The sequence below is a fragment of the Candidatus Similichlamydia epinepheli genome (assembly GCF_003056015.1).
The window spans coordinates 1-1864 of the sequence record NZ_PPEU01000115.1 but is presented as its reverse complement, the minus strand read 5'-3'; the positions used below and the strand labels follow the sequence as shown (position 1 = coordinate 1864).

1 protein-coding gene is annotated in these 1864 nt (G+C 36.4%); it reads left to right on the top strand.

The window, feature by feature from the left end:
- Nucleotides 1-682 precede the first annotated feature (682 nt).
- Nucleotides 683-1864 (top strand): POTRA domain-containing protein (locus GCCT14_RS04675; RefSeq protein ID WP_157952627.1); only part of this gene is annotated, 1182 nt, incomplete at its 3' end.

Sequence of the window (1864 nt, the reverse complement as noted above, 5' to 3'; positions counted from 1 at the left end):
TCCTCTTCTTTAAAAGACAGACATAATGTCCGTAACTGTAAGTATTGGCAAATCCATCGTAAAGATCGGAACCAGGGAAAATGAATCCCTTCCTCTTACATAACGCAACAAGAGGCTTCAAGGTTTCTAGAAACATGTGTGACACCTAAAAAGAAAGCTCGTGCAGAAGTTTATGTCGGTTCAATTATTTTGTGGCGCAAAAACAAGCTACTTAATGAGTAGCTGCTAATTTTAAATAAAAATTTAGTCAACATGACTTAATAAAGTTACTTAGACTATTTATATGAAAATCCAGCTTTTTCACAGTCGTTTTTAACGACACGGCTTCTTCTTTGTTTTTTCTATCTATTGTTTCCTGGTAGTATTTCTTACTTAAGGTTGTATTCTGAATTTAGTTGTATAAACTTGATTCAATAGCTATTGATAGTATGTTTCTCGTTATGAATATTAAAGAAATGTTATTATTTCTCAGAACTATGCCACAGCTTTTTTGTCAAAAAGAGAATAGAAGGGATATGCTGTTGTTAAGGGTTGTCTGTTTCGAGCATTTCAAGTTTTGTGTTTTGTATTTCCGTAGTAATTAGAATAAATTAAGTGGCGGTCTAACAGAAATTAATAAGATGATTTGGGCAGAGAATTTTTATAGACGATGTATGGGCGTTGACAGAGTAGGGATAAAATATTGAAGATACTAACTTTAAAGAATTGTTTTGTTTACATGTTTCTTGGGTGTCTTTTCGGGGGTTTGGTTGCAAATGAGCTGAAAATATCCTCTATCCAATTGAAAGGGATTATTGGCTGCTCAGATGAGGAACTTTCTTCATACGTATCTGAGATGAAGAGTCAACCAGGTAAAGCATTTGACCCTGTCGTTTTTAACGATGACATCAATAAACTGTCTTCTAAGTTTGAAAAATTGATCCCGGAGTTCTTTATAAAAGAAGAGGGTCTTTCGATAGTTTTTCAAGGAAAGATACGTCCTTTCATACGTTCCTTTCATGGAACAATCTCAGGCAATAGAGAGCAATTTTCTAAAGAAGACTTTGACAAATTGTTTCCTGTCAAAGAGGGTGATCGGTTCGATAAAAACAAGCTGCTTTGGGACTCACGTAAGGTTGTTAAGTCACTACAGTCCAGAGGCTATTTAAACGCCAAAATGGAAATAAATGAGACCCCTGTAGGAGAAGAAGCAGTTGACCTCTTTGTCAAAGTAGATTTGGGAACCTTTTACTATATTAGAGCTATCAAAGTAATAGGGCTTCAAGATCATTATCTTTCAGCTTTTTCATCAGTACGCCTTTCACAAAGGTACGATCCTTTTTCATCGTTCCTTTTGCACATTGGTCTTTATGACCCTAGGAAGGCTGAGCAGGATCGTTTGACCCTTCTTTCTATTTTGAAAAATAACGGTTATGCAGATGCGCAAGTAACCTTAAGACCAATTGAGCACGGCAACAGCGGTGCTATTACGCTTGTTTTTGACGTGTGTAAAGGTCAGAAGTATTTTATTGGCAATATTCAACTTCCTTCAGACGACCCATTTAAGGTGAATGATCTTCTTAAGTGCTTTGGCATTGCCTCTGGACAAACCTTTTCTCCTGAAACAGTCCGCCTCGCTAAAGACAGCATTGAGACATTGTATGGTTCTCATGGATTTGTTGAAAGTGAGGTTCACATAGATCAAGTCTTAACGGGCGAAGAAGACGTGACATTTGATTTGGCTGTTATTATTGATCCAAAAGAAAAGTTGCGGATTGGAAAAATTTCTATCAAGGGCAATATTTTAACAAATCCTAATTTCATTTTAGACCAATGTTCTTTTGCTCCCATGGACTATTTTGATGTTGGGGAGATGAAGAGACTA